Source organism: Nonomuraea sp. NPDC001684 (genome assembly GCF_053596515.1).
Map to the genome: position 1 here is coordinate 1 of NZ_JBSFGJ010000921.1, position 1,021 is coordinate 1,021.

The window sequence follows — 1,021 nt, forward strand, 5'->3', positions numbered from 1 at the left end:
GGCGAGGAAGTCGTCGAAGGCAGCCTCGTCGTCATCTGTCATCAGTGAAGGTCCCCTTTCGCCCTCCCCAACGCGCGAGCCCGCCCGGAGGTTGAGTGCCTTCCCGAAGATTCGAGGTCGCACGACGACGCCGTCCGCGCGCAGGGACGCCGGCTCCGGCGGGACCTGGCAGCCGTCCATGGGCACAGCGGGCCGCCCGGCTGAGCCTCCGCGCTCTCGTAAGCCACGACATCGTTTCGTCGCGGACAGTAACCAATCAAGCACTCACCGTTCATAGTGGGTGAGCAGCGCTTGCTGCCCCTTGGATCCCCGGAAGGAACCACAATCGTGCGACGCACACTGACCACCTTGGCCACATTCACCGCAGCCGCCGCACTGACCATCACCGTCCCCGGGGGCCCCGCCTTCGCCATCGACCACGTCGAGTGCCGGGGCGGCGAGAACTTCCTGAAGATCTGGTCACACTCCGGCGGACGCCAGAGCGTTGACTGCTACGCCAACAGGGGCAGGACGGACTTCGGCGGATGGTGGGTCGACCGGATCTCCACCGGCAACAACGATCTGATCTACTACGACGCCAACGGCGACTCGGTGAGGATCAATCGCTGGACCGAGATCAGCTTCCCGAATCGCCCTCCGAAGGTAGCCTCCATCGAGATCCTGTGAGACGTCGCCGTCCGGGGCGGCCGCCGGACGGCAGCCCGCTGATCGCCCGCCACGGCACCTAGCGCCGACGTCAGGCATCTACTTCACGCGGTGTGGTGTCCGCGCCGGATGAGCGCCACGGCATCCTCGCCTTCATGACCGAGAAGAAGACGACGGCGTGGGTCCGGCACATGATGGTCGAGGTGGACTACGAAGCCGACCAGGTGGTGCGCGCGGTCACGCTGCCGGAGGAGATCCGGCCTCCAGACCGGGTCTAGCCCCAACGCCGTTCAGTTAGGGCTGGGGTAACGGCGTCAAGGGCTGGCCGGGATCATGGCGGTGCTGATGGTGGCTTTGTAGGTGGTCCGGTCGATGG

Annotated in this window: 3 protein-coding genes; 2 read left to right on the forward strand and 1 reads right to left on the reverse strand. The window is 66.2% G+C overall.

All coding sequences use genetic code 11. From position 1 onward, the window contains the following. Nucleotides 1–180: hypothetical protein (locus ACWCSD_RS53095; protein ID WP_449927684.1), on the reverse strand; the 180-nt coding region annotated here is incomplete at its 3' end. Between the two features lie 147 nt (nt 181–327). Between ACWCSD_RS53095 and ACWCSD_RS53100 the strand changes: the two genes are divergently transcribed. Together ACWCSD_RS53100 and ACWCSD_RS53105 are read left to right on the forward strand one after the other, a co-directional pair. Then, nucleotides 328–666, forward strand: a complete 339-nt coding sequence (locus tag ACWCSD_RS53100; RefSeq protein WP_397159388.1) for a beta/gamma crystallin domain-containing protein — start codon at nt 328–330, stop codon at nt 664–666. A gap of 134 nt (nt 667–800) precedes the next feature. Continuing rightward, nucleotides 801–923: a hypothetical protein gene (locus ACWCSD_RS53105; RefSeq protein WP_449927687.1), complete on the forward strand. Its 123-nt coding sequence runs from the start codon at nt 801–803 to the stop codon at nt 921–923. Nucleotides 924–1,021: the final 98 nt, after the last annotated feature.

Excerpts from the sequence above, each read along its gene's own strand:
- ACWCSD_RS53105 (WP_449927687.1), top strand. The coding sequence starts at position 801 with ATGACCGAGAAGAAGACGACGGCGTGGGTCCGGCACATGATGGTCGAG.